Below are 19,306 nucleotides of genomic sequence, written 5' to 3' on the forward strand. Positions count from 1 at the left end.
CCCTCTCGCTCGCGAACTCCTTAGGCCTGGGGCTGCAGCCAGGTCAGAACCGAACCGTCCCCTTCGATGTGGCGCACCAGCTCTCCATTGAAGGCCGCACCGTAGTCCGCGCCGATGTGTTCCTGGAACGCGGCCTCGTCCCGGTACACCTCGAAGACGAAGTACTCCCGGGGGTTCGACTCACGCGTGTAGGGCAGGAACAGTTCGTTGCCCGGTTCGCTGCGGACTTTTTCGGTGAGCTCGCGCATCATTTCGGCCACCCGGGCTTCGCTGCCGGGTTTGACCGTGAATTCGGCGTAAAGCGTTTTGGTCATGGTGCTCCCTTTCAAGGGTGGGTTCGCATTGGGACGGTATTGGGCAAGGCAAAAGCGGACGAAACCGGATCGCTCAGGACGGTGGGATCTCACCGGACCCCCGGAGGATGAGCTCGGACGGCACGACATACGTCTTCGGGGCAATCCGGTCACCGTCGATGCGGGCCAGCAAGCGCTCCGCGGCGAGCTTGCCGATCCGCTCCGGATGCTGGGCAATCAAGGTGATCCCCGGTTCCATCATGTCCGCCAAGCTGAAGTCGTCGAACCCCACCAGCGCCACGCGTTTGCTGGCACCCAGCTCCTTGAGCGCCCTCATCACTCCGAAGGTGACCAGGTTCTGGCTGGAAAAAATGGCGGTGGGCGGGTCGTCGGAGGCCAGGAGCTCCCGCGCCGCCAGCCGCGCCGACTCCTCGTCATGCAGACCTTCGCGGACGGGGATGGTCGACGTCGGGACGCCGGCCCTCCCGAGTTCCTCGATGAATCCCCGCCTCCGCTCCCGCGCCGTCTGGATTTCGGTGCGGTCGCCAAGGTAGGCGAGCTTCCTGTGCCCGTGGGCCAGCAGGTGGGAGGCCGCCTTAGCGGCACCGACGGCATTGTCCGTCACCACGGCATCGGCGTCGATGCCTACGGGTTCGCGGTCGATGAACACCATGGGCAGGTCCCGGGAGTGCTCCGGGATGACGTAGGCCTGGCTCTTGGCAATCGGCGTCAGCACCAGGCCGTCCACCCGCCGGCCCAGGAATGCGGCGACAAGTGCTTTCTCACGCTCGGGATCGTCGTCCAGGCTGGCGGCGAACACCGCGATCCCGCGTGCAGCGAGGGCATCCTCCAGCGCCCGGTGGATTTCTCCGCTGAACGGGTTGGAGACGCTGGGCAGCAGCAGGCCGATGCTCAGCGTCTGCCGCCCGGTCCGCCGGAGGCTTCCCGCCGCCATGTCCAGCTGGTAGTTGAGCTGCTGGGAGGCCCCGAGCACGCGGAGACGGGTGGATTCGGAGACGCCCGGTTCATCGTTCATGACGCGCGACACCGTCTTGATGCCAACTCCGGCCAGCGCCGCAACATGGCGCATCGTTGGCCTGCCCTGTGTCGCCTCAGATTGGTAACGATTAGACATCGTTGTCAAACCTCGTCCTTCATTCTCGATTATGCCTTGACTCTACCTTGTGAGATTGGTTACATTTTCCATGACATCGTTGTCAGGCACAACTCGTGCCATGGAAACAGGAGATTCAATGTTGAGTTCCACAGCCCCACGGACCGTCGCAACCCGTTTGTTCGCCCTCGGCGCCGTCCTGACGCTCGGCACGCTCAGCCTGACGGCGTGCGGCGGAAACACCTCTTCCGCCGGCTCCACCAGCGGGTCATCGTCGGACAAGATCGGCGTCTCGCTGATCGTCAAGACCACCTCGAACCCGTTCTTCGTCTCCATGCAGGACGGCGCCAAGAAGGCCGCCGAATCCGGCGGCGTGGACCTCAAGCTGGCAGCCGGCAAGGCCGACGGCGACGAGGACACACAGATCCAGGCCATCGAAAACGCCATCTCCAAGGGCGACAAGGGCATCCTGATCACCCCCAACGGCCCGTCCGTCGTCGACGCCCTCAAGAAGGCCAAGGACGCCGGCCTCTTCGTCATCGCCCTGGACACTCCCCCGGACCCGGCGGATGCTGCTGACATCACCTTCGCCACGGACAACTTCGCCGCGGGTGAGCTCATCGGCAAATGGACCGCGGCCCAGCTCGGCGGGAAAAAGGCCACCATCGCCCTCGTGGACCTCTTCGACGACAAGATTGTCTCGGTCGACTACAACCGCGACCAGGGCTTCCTCACCGGACTCGGCATCGACACCGCCGACGCGAAGAAGAACGGCGACGAGGCCAAGACCGGCAAGTACACCGGCGGCAAGGGCGGCGACTACGAGATCGTCGGCAGCCAGGCATCCCAGGGCAACGAGGACGGCGGCCGCACAGCCATGGAAACCCTCCTCGCCAAGAACCCCAACATCAACGTTGTCTACACCATCAACGAACCGGCAGCCGCCGGAGCGTATGAGGCGCTGAAGTCCGCCGGCAAGGAAAAGGACGTCCTGGTGGTCTCCATCGACGGCGGCTGCACCGGTGTGAACAACGTCAAGTCAGGTGTCATCGGCGCCACTGCACAGCAGTACCCGATCAAGATGGCCGAACTGGGCGTGAAGGCCATCGTTGACCTGGCCAAGACCGGCAAGAAGCCCGCCAACTCCGAGGGCCTGGACTTCTACAACACCGGTGTCGAGCTCGTCACTGACAAGCCGGCCGACGGCGTCAAGAGCATCACCACCACGGCAGCATCCGACATCTGCTGGGGAAAGTAGCCACCCAGTTCCACTGAGTGCGGGGAGGTCTGAGCCTGTTAGGCCGCCCCGCACTTCATCTCCCGAGCTAGCTTGCTACGCATTAGCACCCATCATCGAAGATCAGGACATATCGTGACCCAGCAACAGACCGCCGGCCCGCCCAGCGCCGGGCATGCCGACCTGGCGGAGGAATTCCTCGACCGACAGACACCGCTTAGCCGGATACGCAATATCCTCCACCGTTACCCTGCCGTCAGCCCGGCCCTCGTCCTCCTCATCGCGGTGGTCGTGTTCGGCCTGCTCAATGACAGGTTCCTGCGGGTTGAAAACCTCTCCCTGATTACGCAGCAGGTCTCCGTCGTCGGCACCCTGGCCATCGCCCAGACCCTCATTATCCTCACGGCAGGCATCGACCTTTCCGTTGGGGCCGTCATGATCCTCTCCTCCATGGTCGTGGCCCAACTTGCCGTCAACAACGGACTGCCCGCGCCCGTCGCGCTGCTCGCAGGCCTGGTCATCGGACTCGCGGCCGGAGCCCTGAATGGGTTCCTGGTCACCAGGTTCCGGCTCCCCCCGTTCATCGTCACCCTGGGCACACTGAACATCTTCATCGCACTGACCCTTCTCTACTCCAGCGGGACGACCGTGCGCGGCTCGGCGATGCCGGACCTGCTGACCTGGACCGGAACCACCTTCCCGGTGGGCCCCGTGCGGATCTCCACCGGCGTCGTCGTGATGCTGCTGCTCTACATCGCCATCGCGTTCATCCTCGGCAAAACCGCCTGGGGACGGCACGTCTACGCCGTGGGCGATGACAAGGAAGCCGCCCGGCTGGCCGGTATCGCCGTAAACAAAGTCCTCATGAGCGTCTACCTCGCCGCCGGCGCCGTCCTGGCCATCGGCGCCTGGATCCAGATCGGCCGGACCAACGCCGCCAGCCCCAACGCCGGAGTCGACCTGAACCTGGACTCCATCACCGCCGTCGTCATCGGCGGAACCAGCCTCTTCGGCGGCCGCGGGTCCGTCTGGGGAACCCTTTTGGGTGCCTTGATTGTCGGAGTGTTCCGCAACGGCCTGTCGCTGGCCGGCCTGGATGTGCTCTACCAGACCCTCGCCGTGGGCGTCCTCATCATCCTCGCTGTGTCCATCGACCAGTGGATCCGAAAGGTGAAATCATGACCGCCACCCAATTCCAGCCTGCCGGCACCGGCCTCCGCCAGCCCATCCTGCAGGCCAGGAACCTCGTCAAGACCTTCGGCCGCGTAGTGGGCCTGGACGGGGTCAGCCTCGACCTGTACCCCGGCGAAGTCCTGGCCATCATCGGAGACAACGGCGCCGGCAAGTCCACGCTCATCAAATGCCTCACCGGCGCCGAGATTCCGGACTCGGGCGAACTCATGGTTTCGGGCAAACAGGTGCACTTCAAACGCCCGCAGGACGCCCGCGTCCACGGCATTGAAACCGTGTACCAGAACCTGGCAGTCTCGCCTGCCCTGGACGTGGCCTCCAACCTCTTCCTGGGCCGGGAGGAACGCCTGCCCGGCCCGCTCGGCAGCATCTTCCGCGTCCTCGACACCAAGGGCATGCGCCGCAAGGCCAAAGAAGAGCTGACCCGGCTGGGGATCTCGACGCTGCAGGACGTGACGGTCCCCGTGGAGAACCTGTCCGGCGGCCAGCGCCAGGCTGTTGCCGTGGCGCGGGCCGCGGCCTTCGGTTCCAAGGTGGTGGTCCTGGACGAGCCGACGGCGGCGCTCGGCGTACGCGAATCCAACCAGGTCCTTCAACTGGTCCGGGACCTGCGGGACCGCGGGCTCCCCGTCATCCTGATCAGCCACAACATGCCGCACGTGTTCGACGTGGCCGATCGTATCCACATTCAGCGCCTGGGCAAATGCGCTGCCACCATCACGCCGCAGTCGCACAGCATGACCGATGCGGTGGCCATCATGACCGGCGCGGCCACGGCCTGAGCGCCGCAGTAGTTTCACCAAAACTCCGTCCGCGGACCGGATCACCGGTCCGCGGACGGCTTCACGAAAGAGATCCAATGTTCAATCCCGGTTCGCACTCCTCCCCTGCCGACAGCCCCGACGTCATCGTCGTCGGCGAGGCGCTGATCGACGTCGTCAGCCGTCCCGACGGCGACGTGGAGCACCCCGGCGGTTCGCCTGCCAACGTCGCCTACGGTCTCGGTCGGCTGGGAGTCAGCACCGGGTTGCTGACGGCAATCGGCGACGACGCCCGCGGGGCCGCGATCGAAGCACACCTGTCCGGCGCGGGAGTCGTGCTGCTGCCGGGGGCCCGTTCCCTCGAACGCACTGCCTCGGCAACGGCCACTATCGCCGCGGACGGTTCGGCCAGCTACGTCTTCGACATCGACTGGCGGCTGGAGGCGCTGGCGCCGGCCTTCTTTCCAAAGGTCCTGCACACCGGCTCGATCGCCACGTTCCTGGCACCGGGCGCCGCCGCCGTCCGGACCCTGCTGGAGCAGGCACACCGGGACTGCATGGTCACCTACGATCCCAACATCAGGCCGGCACTGCTCGGCAGCCACAGTGAAGCGAAGTCCCTGTTCGAAGAACTCGTCCCCCTGACCGATGTCGTCAAACTCAGCGACGAAGACGCCCGCTGGCTGTACCCGGGGCAGGACCTGGAGCAGACGGCGGAGAGGATCCTGGCCTTGGGCACCGGGCTTGCCGTCATAACGGCCGGAGCCGAAGGATCACTGCTCCGCGCGGCTGAAGGCAGTCTTCACATTCCGTCCGTGACCACGTCCGTGGCGGACACCATCGGCGCGGGCGACTCGTACATGGCCGCCCTGATCCTGGGGCTGCTGACCCGCGGCACCGCCGGGCTGGCCCCTTCCGTGCTCGAGGCCATCGGCCGGACCGCATCGGCGGCGGCCGCCATCACGGTCAGCCGGCCCGGCGCCAACCCGCCCACCCTCGACGAACTTCGGGCAGCCCAGGACCGGACCGCCCATCACCGGGAGGGTCAGGACGCGGCGGCCATCGGCGTGTAGCTGAAGGACTTCAGCGTCAGAGTCCCGTCCTTGGTCAAGGCTTTAAGGCCCTTGGGAGCGCCCGCGGGAAACGCCAGCGACGTCAGGGTCTTCTCCCCGCCGTTGATAAACACCTCAACGGAGCTGTAGTCGACATAGATTGTCAGCTGCACCCGGCCCTCGCGGGGAGCGGATTCCGCCCGCCGGACCGTGCCGTAATCGGGTGCGAGTCCGGCGGTTTCCTTGGCTGCACCGTCACGGGAGACGAACGCGGTTTCCGAGTCGAAGTCATAGCCCACTGTGGCGAAGACCCCGTTTTCGGCGAGCAGCTCCACCTTGGCCTCGGAGCCGTCGTCCCCGGCCGCGCGTTCAAGCGTGAGGTCAAGCCGGTATGCACCGCCGTCGGGCGCGGGCAGCTCAGCGGAACCGTCCGGAGTCAGTTTCCGGTCCTCCACAGTGACAGTCTCGCCTTGCAGTGACTTCAACGCATCGGTGGGCGTGGAGACGAGCGTGGGCCTGCCGGAAACGGTCTTCAGCCGGATGTCCCTCACCACCGTATCGGTGCCGCCGTGCCAGTCCTCCGTGGGTAGCTTTCGCGCATAGGCCCAGTTGTTCAGCCAGGCGATGGCGTGGCGGGAGCCCATGCGCTGGCTTTCGGTGAGCCGCGGGTCGTCCCAGGTCACGGCGGCGTAGAAATCGGCCCCGTCGTCGAGCCACTGGTGCTTCTCTTCCGACGGCGTGAACCGTGTACCGTCCCAGGTTCCGGTCCAATAGGCGACGCCGGTGGACTTTCCCTCCTCGGCCCCGTTGGCGCTGGCGGCGAGCACCCATGTCCGCTTGGCCGGGTCGCCGTCGACATCGAGCTGAAAGAGCTCGGGGCATTCAAGGACGCCCAGGCCTTCGCGCTCAAAGCCGGACAGGTAGCGCCATTCCTTCAGGTTGGAGGACGCGTACAGTCCGATCTTTTCGCCCTCCGCCAAAGCCATGACCCACTGGTTGTTGGCTTCATCGCGGATGATTTTGGGGTCGCGCCAGTGCTGCTCCCCGGGGTTGTCCATTACCGGGTTGCCGTCATAGGCCTTGAACGAATGGCCCTTGTCGGTGGAATAGAACAGCGACTGCCGCTGCACCCCCTCGTCCTGCTGGGTCATAACGGCGATGACGGCGTCCTTGCCGAACCCCGCGGAGTTCCCGTGGTCCACCACGGCGCTGCCCGTCTCGATGTCGCCGAGGCCGTTCTTGTACTTTTCGATCGCCACCCCCTCGTCCTTCCAGTGCACCAGGTCGGTGCTGGTGAGGTGGTACCACTCGGTGCCGTTCTCCCCGGGGTAGCCGGAGTTGTAAAGGTAGTAGTAGTGCCACTGACCGTCCAGCCAGAAGGGCCGCTGGGGGTCGTTCATCCAGTTTTTCGGGGGCGTGATGTGGTAGCTGGGCCGGTAGGCGGAGGCTCCGTCCGGACGCGCGAACGCCGATTCTGCCGGTGCGGGCACCTCCGGTCCGGCGCCGAGGTCGGCCAGCATGGCATCCACGGCTTCGGGAGTGATGCAGCCGGGCCGGGGAATGTCCCCGGAACCTGCCCGCACCACCTGGTCCCGCACGCTGGACCGCACATAGACGTCCTGGCCCAGCCGGGCGGCGGCCACCCAGCCGTCGGCGCATTCGATGGTGCGGAGGTCGGAGACGCCGTCGGTCCGAAGCGGATGCGCCAGGCCCTCCAGGCTGCGGTCTCCCCCGGCCAGCCAGAAGGAGCCGTAACGGCCCTTTCCATCCTTGGCTTCCGACTGCGCTTTGGCGACGTCAGCCAGCGCCTGTTCGGCCGGGCTGCCCGGGTCCGGCCGGGACCCCAACCCCACCACCAGGGCCACCGCCACCAGCACCAAGGCAGCGGCAGCGGCCACCGCGGCCCACAGGGCCCGTGGCGTGACTTTGTTGGGAAGAAACCTGAGTGACATGTCCACCGATCATCGTGATGCACAAACGCCGGCGCCGGGTTTAAAGCCGGCGCCGGCGTTCCGCATTCTGGTCTGATTTCACTCAATTTTACAGGGGATGCACCCCGGTGTTCCCGCTGCGGTCGCCGCAGCCCCGGAGTAGGGACCTACGCGTCAGCCTCTTCGAACTCAACCGCAGCAACAATTTCCTTGGTCGAGGGGCTGATCATGTAGGCCTCGTCATCGTCTTCCACCATGATGAAATCACCGTGGTCCGTGGTGAAGTGCCAGGCCAGGACAGTCTCGCCGTTGTGCTCGTAGTTGGGATCGCCCATGGTGATTTTCTCCAGCTCGTGGCCGGCGACGTCGCACAGTTCGCGGATGATCAGTTCGAACTCCGGCGCATTCTCGAGGGCCTCTTCCGCCGCCTCGGCCTGGCGTTCGGCCAGGTTGGGGATCTGCGCCACGCGCTCTGCGATGTGCAGCTCCAGCTGCTCGTCGGCCAGCACCAGCAGGCCTTCCTGGCTGCGGAGCCATGCGGCGTTCAGCGCAAGGATGTCCTCGGTCTCCAGCAGCGACTCGAAGTCGTCGTCGAGCCCCTCGAGTTCGCGGACTGCCTCGGCAGACCGGGCCGCCTCCGCAGTGGCGCTCCCGCCGTCGCCGTCGGCGCTGCCGTCGCCGTCGGCGCTGCCGTCGCCGTCGGTGCTGCCGTCGCCGTCGGTGCTGCGGTCGTCGTCGGTGCTGCCGTCGTCGTCGGTGCTGTCTCCGCCGTCGACGTCGTCAAAATGCTCAGTGTCCCCGTCCAAATAAGTATCGGCGTCGTCTTCGGAGAGCGCATCAAAAGCCGCGGCCGTGCGGTTGAACAGCGCAAGGTGGGCGGTGGCGCCCATGCCTTCCAGGCCTTCGCGGACGTAGGCGTCGATCTCTTCGCGTTCCGGCACGGTGAAGACGTACTGCGCGAAGCCGCCGGCCAGCGCCTGGGTGAGGTAGAAGTCAACGTAGTAGCTGCGCAGGGCGTTCGGCGCAATTTCCGGGGCGTCGAGCAGTTCCGCGTACATGGCGTTGACCACCGTCACGTTGGAATCAACAACGTCCTCGTTGGCCGCCGCGGCGCTATCGATTGTCAGGACGACGGGGTGCTTGCTGGCGGGCTGACCGGTGCTCATGGGAAATCCTCACTGCTGAAAGCGGGTGGTGCTCAGGACCCTTTCACGCTATGCCGCGGACCGGTCCGCGGGTTGAGGAGGAGTTGAACGTTGGGCGAAGTTTCAGGGCCTGTCCCGGCTCGGTAAGATGGATCAGATAACCTGCAGATTTTTGACCTGCTGAAAGTAGCGCGCACCATGCCATCCCAACCGGACGAGAGTGCGGCACTGGCAATACAGACCCCCGCGATCAACGACCGCTCCCTCGCGGCCGGACTCGCCTACGCCATGGGCAGCCGGGTCTCGGGGATTTCCTTCGATGCCGCCACCGGCCTGATGCTCGGCAAAGTCCGCGGCGGTTCGGACGCGCCCTATTCAACCACTGCGAAGCTGGTCCGGAAGGCGGGCGGTTGGAGCTGCACCGTGGGCGTCTGCAGCTGCCCCGTGCGGAAGGACTGCAAGCACGTGGCCGCGCTGCTGTTCGCTGCGGAGGACAATCCGGCCACCCGCGTCCAGCTGCTTGCCCCGGCCGAGGCGACCCGGTTGGCCCGTGAGCCGCTCGCGCAGGAGATGCCGGACTGGGAGCAGGCCCTGGGCCCGCTCATTGCCCGGCCGGGAATCACCCAGTCCACCAACGGCATCCCGCTGGCCCTGCAGTTCGACATCGAAGAGCCTGCCCCGCACTTCTCCTACACGGGCCGGCGTGATCCGCTCCGCAGTGTGCGCCAGCTCAAGGCGCGCCCCGTGATCATGGGCGCCAAGGGCAAGTGGATCCGCGGCGACGTCTCCTGGAACACGCTCAGTTACCTCAACTACCGGCGCGAATGCAACGAGTCGCATGTGGAGTGGATGCAGGAATTCCTTGCGTCCCACACCGCCCTCGCCAACCGCCAGCACAATTCCACCGCGCCCTGGCTGGGACTGAACACCTACGCCGGAAAGAACTTCTGGAGCCTGCTCACCCAGGCGCGGAAGATCGGCGTCGCGCTGGTGCAGGCCAGCGGCCAGGAACCCGTACGGTTCGTGGAGGACCCTGCCGCCGTCGGGCTTAATCTGACCCGGTTCGGCGCTCCCGGCGGGGATGAATCCGGCGCCGCCTCAAACGGAAAAACGCCCGACGACGGCGGGCTGACGCTAGCGCCCACCATCACCGTTGAGGGGGAAGTGGTTGATCCGGCATCCGTGGGGACCATCGGCCGCCCTGCGCACGGGATCTTCCTGACGTCCGGAGGGGACGCACTTCCGGGCGTGGGCACCGGATCGATCATCACGCTGGCTCCGCTGGAAAGCGGCCTCAGCGAGGAACTCCTGACGTTCGTCACGGCTGGCAGCGCCCTGCACATTCCGGCACAGGACGAGACCCGCTTCCTCACCGGTTTCTATCCCAAGCTCAAGCAGGCCGCCCGGGTCACGGCCTCGGACGAGTCCGTGGAGCTGCCCACGCTGGCCGTTCCCACGTTGTCCCTGTTGGCAAACTACGGCACCGACCACAAGGTGCGCCTGCACTGGGAATGGCACTACAAGTCCGGGAACCTGGTCACGGCGCAGCCGCTGTGGCGCCACCCGGGCGACCACGGCTACCGGGACGACCCCACCGAAGCCCGCATCCTCGAGTCCGTGGGCCAGCCCTGGGAAGTTGTACCCAAGCTGGGCGAATCCGCCACGGGCGGCTGGGGCACCCCGCGGCTGGCGGCGTCCGCAGAGCTGAGCGGGCTGGACACCCTGGCCTTTACCGAGGAAGTGCTGCCGCGGCTCCGCAACACCCCGGACGTCGTGGTGGACACCGCGGGCGACATCGCCGACTACCGCGAGGCCGAGGAAGCCCCCATTGTGGCCATCTCCACCAAGGCCACGGACAGCCGCGACTGGTTCGACCTGGGCATTGTGATCACGCTTGAGGGCCAGCCGGTGTCCTTCGCCGCGCTGTTCTCCGCGCTGGCGGCCGGTGAGACCCGGATGCTCCTGCCCAGCGGCGCGTACTTCTCCCTGGACCTGCCCGAACTGCATCAGCTGCGGGCCCTCATTGACGAAGCCCGTTCACTACAGGACAACAAGGATGCACCGCTGCAGATCAGCCGGTTCCAGGCGGGGCTCTGGGACGAGCTGGCGCACCTGGGCATTGTGGACGAGCAGGCCGCCGCCTGGCGTGAGGCCGTGGGCGGGCTGCTCGAGGGCGGCATCAAAGGGCTGCCCCTGCCGGCAACGCTAAATGCCGAGCTGCGCCCGTACCAGCTGGAGGGTTTCAACTGGCTGAGCTTCCTCTACCGGCACGGGCTCGGCGGGGTGCTGGCTGACGACATGGGCCTGGGCAAGACCGTCCAGGCGCTGGCGCTGATCTGCGCGGCGAAGGAAGCAACCCGGGTTCCGGACGGCACCGGTGCTGACGGAGCCCCGGCTTCCGACGGCGCCGTACCGAGTGCGGCCGCCGCACCGGGCTCCGCACCTTTTCTGGTCGTGGCCCCCACCAGCGTGGTGGGCAACTGGGAAGCTGAAACCGCAAGATTCGCCCCCGGCCTCACCGTCCGGGCCATCGGCGAGACGTTTGCGAAGAACGGCGTGGACCCGGCCGAGGCCATGGCGGGCGCGGACATCGTGATCACGTCCTACGCCCTGTTCCGGATCGACTACGAGGCGTACGCGTCCCGCGAATGGGCGGCCCTGGTGCTGGACGAGGCCCAGTTCGTGAAGAACCACCAGTCCAAGGCCTACCAGTGCGCGCGGAAGCTGCCGGCGGCGTTCAAGCTGGCCATCACCGGCACGCCGCTGGAAAACAACCTGATGGAGTTCTGGGCACTCACCTCAATTGTGGCGCCCGGCCTGTTCGCGAGCCCCAAGCGGTTCGCTGAGTACTACCAGAAGCCGGTGGAGAAGAACGGCGACAAGGGACAGCTGGACAAGCTCCGCCGTCGGGTCCGTCCGCTCATGATGCGCCGCACCAAGGAACAGGTCATCCACGACCTGCCGCCGAAGCAGGAGCAGATCCTCGAGGTGGTGCTGAACCCACGGCACCAGAAGGTGTACCAGACCCACCTGCAGCGGGAGCGCCAGAAGATCCTGGGCCTTATCGACGACGTCAACAAGAACCGCTTCACCATCTTCCAGTCGCTGACGCTGCTGCGCCAGCTCAGCCTGGACGCATCCCTGGTGGATCCTTCCCTGTCCGGGGTCCGGTCCAGCAAGCTGGACGTGCTGTTCGAGCAGCTGGAGGACCTTGTGGCCGAGGGGCACCGGGCACTGATCTTCAGCCAGTTCACCGGGTTCCTGGGGAAGGTCCGTGAGCGGCTGGTCGAGGAGAAGATCGAGTTCTGCTACCTCGACGGCGGCACGCGCAACCGTACCGATGTGGTGAACGAGTTCAAGAACGGCTCCGCCCCCGTGTTCCTGATCAGCCTCAAGGCCGGCGGCTTCGGCCTGAACCTGACCGAGGCGGACTACGTGTTCCTGCTGGACCCGTGGTGGAACCCGGCCTCCGAGGCGCAGGCTGTGGACCGCACCCACCGGATCGGGCAGGCGCGGAATGTGATGGTCTACCGCCTGGTCGCCAAGGACACCATCGAGGAAAAGGTCATGGCCCTGAAGGCGAAGAAGTCGCAGCTGTTTGCGGACGTGATGGAGGGCGATGCGCTCTCCGGCGGTTCCCTGACGGCTGAGGACCTGGCCGGCCTCTTCAACGACTGAGGGTTTGACTGCCGGCGTTTCAACGCCGGCCGGTCAGCCCATCGCGGGCGCGAGGGACCGTCCCGACGACAGCTGCTTCCGGGCCCAGCGGGCGAGTTTCGTGCCCTTTCCCTTCCACCAGTTGTCCTCGTCCTTGTCGTGGTGCAGGCGGAAGACGATCATGACCATCACGAAGACGCCCATGGCAACGTCCATCCAGGACCAGAAGACGGCGTCAACCAGAACGCTGATGCCCATGACCAGGACGGACGGCACGGCCAGGGTGCGGAAAATGGTACTGGCCACGTAGCGCCGGTGCGACCTGGGCACGGACAGGGCACGCACCATGTCGAAACAGAGGCACACCACGACCATCGCCTGGCCTAGGGACAGCAGGACCTGCCCGGACATCGAGCCCGCGAACATGGCAACTGATTCCATTCCCGCACTCATCGGACGCCGCCAATTTGGGCAGGGCATGGAGTTGCCGCACTGCACGGAAGTGACAGACCGGGATTGCAGAAAACACGCATAAGGAAAACCCCCAGAGAGACCAGAATCAAGCTGTGAGACCCAGCTGTGCTCCATTTAAGCGGCTGCCGCTCCGGTCCGTCACGAGTAGTGTGTACTCTATTCTGCCTGCCCGGGAGCCGGGCACACTACCGGGTACTCAGTCCGCGCCCGCGCCCGCCGTCGTGCTGGAAACAGGTGTGGCAAAGCTAATCTGAAGCAACCTACGCCGCCGTCCCCTTCGGATCCGCAGCGACACAATCACTGAGGAGCACTATGAACAGCCAGCCGAACGCCCAAAGGATCCTGGTTGTCGGTGCCGGCGCCACCGGCGGATACTTCGGTGCTCGCCTGGCGCAGGCCGGCCGGGACGTGACCTTCCTGGTCCGCGAGGGGCGGGCCGCCACCCTGCGCCGGCGCGGTCTGCGCATCACTGGCCTGGGACAAGAGGACGTCATCGAACCTGCGCTTGTCACCGCGGCGGACCTCAACGGCTCCTACGACCTGGTGCTGGTTACAGTGAAGGCCTCCGCCCTCCCCCGGGCGCTGGCCGACGTGGCACCGGCAGTGGGGCCGGAGACAGTGATTATTCCGTTCCTCAACGGCATGGCCCACATGGACACACTGGAGGCTGCATTCGGCACCGAACGGGTCCTGGGCGGGATCGTCAAGGTGGTCACTACCGTCACCGACGACGGCGACATCCTGCAGATGAATCCGCTGGCGACACTCACGGTCGGCGAACAGCACGGCCCGCCGAGTGACCGCGTCCTGCAGGCGGTGGAGCTCTTCACGGTGCCCGGGTTCAAGGCCTCGGCCACGGCGGATGCCTTGGCATCCATGTGGCACAAATGGGTATTCATCGTCTCTGCCGGCACCGTGACCTGCCTGATGCGGGGACCGGTGGGCGCCATCGTCGCGGTGCCCGGCGGCAAGGAGTTTGTGCACTCCGTCCTGGCCGAAGCCGGTGCCGTCGCGGCGGCGGCCGGTTACCCGATGCCGGACCACGAAACGGAGCAGTCCGTGAGCATGCTTACGCAGCCGGGATCAACCTTCACATCGTCCCTCTACCGCGACGTCGTTGCCGGCCTCCCCGGCGAGACGGAACACCTGCTGGGCGACTTCACCCGGCGGGCACGCCTCGTCGGGGCCGGCACGCCGCTGATCGACCTCGCCCTGATGCAACTCAGGGTCCACGCCGCAACCAGCTAGCGTGCCGCTCCGGTAATGCAGCCTCGGGAAGGCTGAGCCGTTCCTACTTTTTGAGGAACGCCAGGAGTGCCTCGTTGATTTCCGGCGCGTGGGTCCACAGCATCCCGTGCGGGGCGCCCTCGATCTCCACGTAGTCCGCGGCGGGCAGCGCTTCCTTGAAGCGGCGGCCGGTGACGTCGATGGGCAGGATGTTGTCCGCCGTTCCGTGGACGATCAGCGCGGGAACGTCGATCTTCGGGATGTCCTCGCGGAAGTCCGTCAGCCAGGTGGGCTGCGCAGCCACGGAGGCGTGCGCGGAGGACTTGCTCGCGGTGGCCCAGCTGGCCCGCAGCGCCTCTTCGCTGAGGCGGCTGCCCAAGGTGTCGTCGGTGTTGAAGAAGTTCTTGAAGAACTCCGTGAAAAAGGCGTAGCGGTCTTCCTTCACGGCGGCGAGCAGGCCATCGAAGACTTCCTGGGGAACGCCGTCGGGGTTGTCCTCCGTCTTCAGCATGAAGGGCTCCAGGGAGCCAAGGAACACGGCTTTGGACACGCGGGCCGATCCGTAGGTGCTGATGTAGCGGGCCACTTCGCCGGTTCCCATCGAGAAGCCCACCAGCACGGCGTCGGCCAGGTCGAGCTCGGTGAGCAGGGAATTGAGGTCCGCGGCAAAGGTGTCGTAGTCGTAGCCCTCGGTGGGCTTGCTGGATTTACCGAACCCGCGGCGGTCGTAGGTGATCACCCGGTAGCCGGCCTCCAGCAGCACGGCCGTTTGCCGTTCCCAGGAGGCGCCGTCGAGGGGGTACCCGTGGATGAGGACCACCGGCTGTCCCTGTCCGTGGTCCTCGTAGTACAGCTCAACGGTGGTGCTGTTTTCTTTTCCGACAGAGACAAAGGCCATGAGGGCGTTCCTTCCGGGGCAATGAAGACTGGCAGTGAACAGGCGTGACCATCCACTCTGTTCCGGCACGCTTCGCCTGTCAAGGCAAAGCCACCGTGCCCGTCTGTGGGTCAGTCGGTGGGGCGCGGGCGCCACACCACCACGGCCTGGGAGCGGGCGCGGGGACGCTGTCCGCGGGCCAGGCTGACCACATCGCCCGCGGTCCCGGCGGCGAAAATGCGCGAGTCCAGCGGCGTGCGGCGGCGGCCCAGTTCCTCTGTCAGTTCGCCCACGCGTCGCTGCAGCGCAGCCACCTGGTTCTCCAGCTGCAGGATCCGCTTGATTCCCTCCAGCGACACCCCTTCGTGCGAGAGCCGCTGCACCTCTCGGAGCATGTTGACGTCACGCTGGGAGTACCGCCGGGACTTTCCGGGCGCGCGGCTGGGCGAGACGATGCCCAGGCGGTCATACTGCCGCAGCGTCTGCGGGTGCATGTCTGCCAGCTCAGCCGCCACCGAGATGACGAAGATCGGCTGATCAAAGTCAATGTCCATGCCCGCCCTCTCTCTAAACCCTGCCCTGTCCCCCGAAACCCTAGAGGCGTGCCTTGGCTGCCAGGCCGGCGCGGACGTCCTCACCGGCGGTGGCTGCGGCGAAAGTCTTCACGGCCTCCTCCGCTTCCTTGGTCAGCTTCTGCGGAACCACGACGTCGATGGTCACCAGCAGGTCGCCGGTGGCCTTGGCGTGCTTGACCCCGCGGCCCTTGACACGCAGCGTGCGTCCGGACGGCGTTCCTGCGGGAACGCGGACCTTGACCTTCTCGCCGTCGATCGTGGGCACCTCGATGTCAGCGCCCAGGGCCGCCTCCGGGAAGGAGACCGGAACGTGGATGCGGAGGTTGTCGCCGTCGCGGGTGTAGAAGTCGTGGCCCTTGACGTTCACGGTGACCATGAGGTCGCCGTTGCCGGCGGGACCGTACTGGCCCTTGCCGCGGACGCGGACCTTCTGGCCGTCCTTGATGCCTGCCGGAACACGGACATCGATGACGTCTCCGTCAGGTTCGCGCAGGCCGATGGTGGTGCCGCGGATGGAACCCGCGAATGAAATCGTGGTGGTCGCCGTGCGGTCGGCGCCCTTCTGCGGCGCGCGCTGGTAGCCCGCGGGGCCGCCTGCGCCGCCGAAGCCCCCGCCGAACAGGTCGGCGAACTCCGGCGGAATGCCGCCAGAGGTGCTGTAGCCCCCGGAGTGACGGCCGCTGCCACCGGTGAAAAGACCGCCGAAGAGGTCTTCGAAGCCGGCACCGCCAGGCGCTCCGCCCCCGCCGCCGGGAGCAAACCGCGCGCCGCCGCCCATGGCACGGATTGCGTCATACTGCTGCCGCTCATCCGGGTCCGAGAGCACGGAATAGGCCTCGGAGATGTCCTTGAACTTCTTCTCCGAAGCCACGTCACCCGCATTGGTGTCCGGGTGGTGCTGGCGCGCAAGCTTCCGGTAGGCCTTCTTGATATCGGCGTCGGAAGCGTCCTTGGCGACTCCAAGGATCTTATAGAAATCCTTGTCGACCCAGTCCTGGCTAGCCAATGGCGTTTCCTTTCAAAAGTACAAAAAGCGTTAAGGCGAGACTACCGCTGAGCGACGGACGGATAAGGGGGCCCGGGAGTGGCATCGGGCCTGCCGGAGCGTGGCGGCTTCGGTCCGAAGGACCAAAGCCGCCACGCGTAGGGGCGGGGCCCCCTTATCCGTCCGTCGCTGGTAACTACGCCGGAACTGCGACGATAACCTGTGCTGCCCGGAGGACCCGCTCGCCGGACTTGTAGCCGGAGCGCAGGACCTGGCTGACGGTGTCGATTTCGACATCCTGGCCGGGCTGCTGGATGAGGGCCTCGTGGATGGTCGGATCGAACTCCACCCCGGTCTCATCGATGCGGACCAGGCCGTAGGTCTTCAGCGCGTTTTCCAGCTTGGCGGCGATCGCGGCGAACGGGCCGTCGGTCAGGTCGCCGTGCTGGCGGGCGGCGTCGACGTCGTCCAGTACCGGAAGCAGGGAATTCAGGACGCCGATGACGGCCATTTCCCCTGCCACGGCACGGTCGCGTTCGACGCGCTTGCGGTAGTTGACGTACTCGGCCTGCAGGCGGCGGAGGTCGTTCTTGAGCTCCTCCGCTTCCGCTGCGCCCACTCCCTGCGCCACCGATTCCTCGGCAGGAACCTCAACGCTGTTGAGGATGTCCTCGGCCTGGGAAAGGGCGTCGCCCTCGGTTTCGGCAGTTTTGCCTGCCTTGTCGGCGTGGCCTTCGCGCTCGGGGTGGCGGGCCGCGCCGGTCTCCGGGTCAACCTTGCGGTTGTCCCGGATGATCGGCTTCTGCGGCTCGTTGTCCCCGCGCTCGTTCTCGTGGCTGTCGCGGTGATGCTGCTGGTCTTTGGAAGAGCTGTGCTCTTCCTCGTTACCGTGATGCGGCATGATTACTTCTTCTCTTCTTCGTCAACGATCTCGGCGTCGACGATGTCCTCATCAGCAGCTTTGTCGCCGCCGGCGGGAGCACCCTCAGCGCCTGCGGCACCCGTGGCACCGTCCGGCGAACCGGCCTGCGCGTAGATGGCTTCGCCGAGCTTGGTCTGGGAAGCCTGCAGCTTCTCAAACGCGGTCTTCACCGCGGCGTCGTCGGTGCCTTCGAGGGCCTTCTTGAGGGCGTCGACGTCGGCCTGGACCTCGGTCTTGACCTCTTCGGGCAGCTTGTCGGCGTTGTCGATGATGAGCTTGTCCACGGAGTAGGCGAGCTGCTCGGCCGTGTTGCGGGTGTCCGTTGCCTCGCGGCGGGCCTTGTCCTCGGCTGCGTGCTCCTCGGCGTCCTTGACCATGCGGTCAATGTCTTCCTTGGAGAGGGCGGTGCCGCCGGTGATGGTCATGGACTGTTCCTTGCCGGTGCCCTTGTCCTTCGCGGAGACGTGCACGATGCCGTTGGCGTCGATGTCGAAGGTGACCTCGACCTGCGGGACGCCGCGCGGAGCCGGAGCAATGCCGGTCAGCTCGAACGTGCCCAGCGGCTTGTTGTCGCGGGTGAACTCGCGCTCGCCCTGGAAGACCTGGATGGCCACGGACGGCTGGTTGTCGTCAGCCGTGGTGAACGTCTCGGACCGCTTGGTGGGGATGGCCGTGTTGCGCTCGATCAGGTGCGTCATGACACCGCCCTTGGTTTCAATGCCGAGGGACAGCGGGGTGACGTCGATCAGCAGCACGTCCTTGCGCTCGCCCTTCAGGACACCTGCCTGCAGTGCGGCGCCGACGGCGACGACCTCGTCAGGGTTGACGCCCTTGTTGGGCTCCTTGCCGCCGGCCAGTTCCTTGACCAGTTCGTACACGGCGGGCATACGGGTGGAACCGCCCACCAGGACGATGTGGTCGATCTCGGAGAGCTTGATGCCGGCTTCCTTGATGACGTCCTGGAACGGCTTCTTGGTGCGGTCCAGCAGGTCCTTGGTGAGGTCCTGGAACTTGGCGCGGGTCAGCTGCTCGTCCAGGTGGACCGGGCCGTCGGGGGTGACGGAGAGGTACTGGAGGGAGACGTTGGTGCTGGTGGAGGAAGAAAGTTCCTTCTTGGCCTGCTCAGAGGCCTCGCGCAGGCGCTGCAGGGCGATCTTGTCCTTGGACAGGTCGATGCCCTTGACCTTGAGCTGGTTCAGCAGGTAGTCAACGACGCGCTGGTCCCAGTCGTCGCCGCCGAGGTGGTTGTCACCGGCGGTGGAGCGGACCTGGATGGTGGAGAAGTTGTCTTCGTCCTTGCCCACTTCGAGGAGGGAGACGTCGAAGGTTCCGCCGCCGAGGTCGAAGACGAGGATGAGTTCGTCTTCCTTGCCCTTGTCCAGGCCGTAGGCCAGGGCGGCCGCGGTGGGCTCGTTGACAATGCGCAGGACGTTCAGGCCGGCGATTTCTCCGGCTTCCTTGGTGGCCTGGCGCTGGGCATCGTTGAAGTAGGCCGGAACCGTGACCACGGCGTCGGTGACTTTTTCACCCAGGTAGGACTCGGCGTCGTTCTTCAGCTTCATCAGGATGCGGGCGGAGATTTCCTGCGCGGTGTACTTCTTGTCATCGATCGCCACGGACCAGTCAGTGCCCATGTGGCGCTTGACGGAGGCGATGGTGCGGTCGATGTTGTTGACGGCCTGGCGCTTGGCGATCTCGCCGACCAGGACTTCGCCGGACTTGGAGAACGCAACGACGGACGGCGTGGTGCGGCCACCCTCGGCGTTGGCAATGACGGTGGGCTCGCCACCTTCGAGAACGGAGACGACGGAGTTGGTGGTTCCGAGGTCGATACCTACTGCACGTGACATGTGTTGCTTCCTTCT

16 protein-coding genes are annotated in these 19,306 nt (G+C 66.0%); 6 read left to right on the plus strand and 10 right to left on the minus strand.

The genetic code is table 11. From position 1 onward, the window contains the following. Window positions 1-20: 20 nt before the first annotated feature. Both J7I79_RS02310 and J7I79_RS02315 read right to left on the minus strand, forming a co-directional pair. Window positions 21-314, minus strand: coding sequence for a putative quinol monooxygenase (locus J7I79_RS02310; protein ID WP_214949691.1), 294 nt, complete (start codon window positions 312-314; stop codon window positions 21-23). A gap of 73 nt (window positions 315-387) precedes the next feature. After that, entirely contained in the window at window positions 388-1,383 is a 996-nt protein-coding gene (locus J7I79_RS02315; protein ID WP_214949693.1) for a LacI family DNA-binding transcriptional regulator, read from the minus strand. A gap of 163 nt (window positions 1,384-1,546) precedes the next feature. Between J7I79_RS02315 and J7I79_RS02320 the strand changes: the two genes are divergently transcribed. The 4 genes from J7I79_RS02320 (at window position 1,547) to J7I79_RS02335 (ending at window position 5,669) form a co-directional block, all read left to right on the plus strand. Next, window positions 1,547-2,665 (plus strand): substrate-binding domain-containing protein, encoded by a 1,119-nt coding sequence (locus tag J7I79_RS02320; RefSeq protein ID WP_214949696.1) that lies wholly within the window; start codon window positions 1,547-1,549, stop codon window positions 2,663-2,665. A 114-nt stretch (window positions 2,666-2,779) separates the two neighbouring features. Continuing rightward, a complete protein-coding gene (locus tag J7I79_RS02325) occupies window positions 2,780-3,826 on the plus strand; it encodes an ABC transporter permease (RefSeq protein WP_214949698.1) in 1,047 nt (348 codons plus the stop codon). After that, window positions 3,823-4,617, plus strand: a complete 795-nt coding sequence (locus J7I79_RS02330; RefSeq protein ID WP_214949704.1) for an ATP-binding cassette domain-containing protein — start codon at window positions 3,823-3,825, stop codon at window positions 4,615-4,617. The genes J7I79_RS02325 and J7I79_RS02330 overlap by 4 nt, the downstream gene beginning before the upstream one ends. Before the next feature lie 77 nt (window positions 4,618-4,694). After that, window positions 4,695-5,669: a carbohydrate kinase gene (locus J7I79_RS02335; protein WP_214949706.1), complete on the plus strand. Its 975-nt coding sequence runs from the start codon at window positions 4,695-4,697 to the stop codon at window positions 5,667-5,669. Here the strand turns inward: J7I79_RS02335 and J7I79_RS02340 are convergent. Both J7I79_RS02340 and J7I79_RS02345 read right to left on the minus strand, forming a co-directional pair. Continuing rightward, a complete protein-coding gene (locus J7I79_RS02340) occupies window positions 5,642-7,600 on the minus strand; it encodes a glycoside hydrolase family 32 protein (protein ID WP_214949708.1) in 1,959 nt (652 codons plus the stop codon). The two genes, J7I79_RS02335 and J7I79_RS02340, sit on opposite strands and share 28 nt — an antisense overlap. A gap of 146 nt (window positions 7,601-7,746) precedes the next feature. Next, entirely contained in the window at window positions 7,747-8,745 is a 999-nt protein-coding gene (locus J7I79_RS02345) for a hypothetical protein (RefSeq protein ID WP_214949710.1), read from the minus strand. Window positions 8,746-8,922: 177 nt separating this feature from the next. Here J7I79_RS02345 and J7I79_RS02350 point away from each other — a divergent pair, with 177 nt between their 5' ends. Continuing rightward, the gene (locus J7I79_RS02350; protein ID WP_214949712.1) at window positions 8,923-12,402 is read left to right on the plus strand and encodes a DEAD/DEAH box helicase; all 3,480 of its coding nucleotides are present in this window, start codon (window positions 8,923-8,925) and stop codon (window positions 12,400-12,402) included. 33 nt (window positions 12,403-12,435) lie between these two features. On the opposite strand, the gene J7I79_RS02355 is transcribed toward J7I79_RS02350, so the two are convergent. After that, window positions 12,436-12,822: a hypothetical protein gene (locus J7I79_RS02355; RefSeq protein ID WP_104174728.1), complete on the minus strand. Its 387-nt coding sequence runs from the start codon at window positions 12,820-12,822 to the stop codon at window positions 12,436-12,438. A gap of 345 nt (window positions 12,823-13,167) precedes the next feature. On the opposite strand from J7I79_RS02355, the gene J7I79_RS02360 reads away from it, so the two are divergent. After that, window positions 13,168-14,103: a ketopantoate reductase family protein gene (locus J7I79_RS02360; protein ID WP_214949714.1), complete on the plus strand. Its 936-nt coding sequence runs from the start codon at window positions 13,168-13,170 to the stop codon at window positions 14,101-14,103. A 43-nt stretch (window positions 14,104-14,146) separates the two neighbouring features. Here J7I79_RS02360 and J7I79_RS02365 read toward each other — a convergent pair whose 3' ends face one another. The 5 genes from J7I79_RS02365 to dnaK all read right to left on the minus strand — a co-directional run bounded on the left by J7I79_RS02365 (window position 14,147) and on the right by dnaK (window position 19,291). After that, window positions 14,147-14,980, minus strand: a complete 834-nt coding sequence (locus J7I79_RS02365; RefSeq protein WP_214949716.1) for an alpha/beta fold hydrolase — start codon at window positions 14,978-14,980, stop codon at window positions 14,147-14,149. Between the two features lie 110 nt (window positions 14,981-15,090). Beyond that, on the minus strand, window positions 15,091-15,513 hold the full coding sequence (locus J7I79_RS02370) for a heat shock protein transcriptional repressor HspR (protein WP_214949717.1): 423 nt from the start codon (window positions 15,511-15,513) through the stop codon (window positions 15,091-15,093). Window positions 15,514-15,553: 40 nt separating this feature from the next. Beyond that, window positions 15,554-16,540: a DnaJ C-terminal domain-containing protein gene (locus J7I79_RS02375; RefSeq protein ID WP_214949723.1), complete on the minus strand. Its 987-nt coding sequence runs from the start codon at window positions 16,538-16,540 to the stop codon at window positions 15,554-15,556. A 175-nt stretch (window positions 16,541-16,715) separates the two neighbouring features. Further along, window positions 16,716-17,420 carry a nucleotide exchange factor GrpE gene (locus J7I79_RS02380; protein WP_214949725.1) on the minus strand — a complete coding sequence of 235 codons (705 nt, stop codon included), beginning with the start codon at window positions 17,418-17,420 and terminating at the stop codon, window positions 16,716-16,718. A gap of 2 nt (window positions 17,421-17,422) precedes the next feature. Next, window positions 17,423-19,291, minus strand: a complete 1,869-nt coding sequence (dnaK, locus tag J7I79_RS02385; RefSeq protein WP_214949732.1) for a molecular chaperone DnaK — start codon at window positions 19,289-19,291, stop codon at window positions 17,423-17,425. Window positions 19,292-19,306 lie beyond the last annotated feature (15 nt).

This window comes from Arthrobacter sp. ISL-69, from assembly GCF_018613775.1.
Lineage (GTDB): Bacteria > Actinomycetota > Actinomycetes > Actinomycetales > Micrococcaceae > Arthrobacter.

Bases quoted from the DNA above. Each gene is read 5' to 3' on its own strand.
- J7I79_RS02310 (WP_214949691.1), bottom strand. From the start codon at position 314: ATGACCAAAACGCTTTACGCCGAATTCACGGTCAAACCCGGCAGCGAA.
- J7I79_RS02315 (WP_214949693.1), bottom strand. From the start codon at position 1,383: ATGCGCCATGTTGCGGCGCTGGCCGGAGTTGGCATCAAGACGGTGTCG.
- J7I79_RS02320 (WP_214949696.1), top strand. From the start codon at position 1,547: ATGTTGAGTTCCACAGCCCCACGGACCGTCGCAACCCGTTTGTTCGCC.
- J7I79_RS02330 (WP_214949704.1), top strand. From the start codon at position 3,823: ATGACCGCCACCCAATTCCAGCCTGCCGGCACCGGCCTCCGCCAGCCC.
- J7I79_RS02335 (WP_214949706.1), top strand. From the start codon at position 4,695: ATGTTCAATCCCGGTTCGCACTCCTCCCCTGCCGACAGCCCCGACGTC.
- J7I79_RS02340 (WP_214949708.1), bottom strand. From the start codon at position 7,600: ATGTCACTCAGGTTTCTTCCCAACAAAGTCACGCCACGGGCCCTGTGG.
- J7I79_RS02345 (WP_214949710.1), bottom strand. From the start codon at position 8,745: ATGAGCACCGGTCAGCCCGCCAGCAAGCACCCCGTCGTCCTGACAATC.
- J7I79_RS02350 (WP_214949712.1), top strand. From the start codon at position 8,923: ATGCCATCCCAACCGGACGAGAGTGCGGCACTGGCAATACAGACCCCC.
- J7I79_RS02355 (WP_104174728.1), bottom strand. From the start codon at position 12,822: ATGGAATCAGTTGCCATGTTCGCGGGCTCGATGTCCGGGCAGGTCCTG.
- J7I79_RS02360 (WP_214949714.1), top strand. From the start codon at position 13,168: ATGAACAGCCAGCCGAACGCCCAAAGGATCCTGGTTGTCGGTGCCGGC.
- J7I79_RS02365 (WP_214949716.1), bottom strand. From the start codon at position 14,980: ATGGCCTTTGTCTCTGTCGGAAAAGAAAACAGCACCACCGTTGAGCTG.
- J7I79_RS02370 (WP_214949717.1), bottom strand. From the start codon at position 15,513: ATGGACATTGACTTTGATCAGCCGATCTTCGTCATCTCGGTGGCGGCT.
- J7I79_RS02380 (WP_214949725.1), bottom strand. From the start codon at position 17,420: ATGCCGCATCACGGTAACGAGGAAGAGCACAGCTCTTCCAAAGACCAG.
- dnaK (WP_214949732.1), bottom strand. From the start codon at position 19,291: ATGTCACGTGCAGTAGGTATCGACCTCGGAACCACCAACTCCGTCGTC.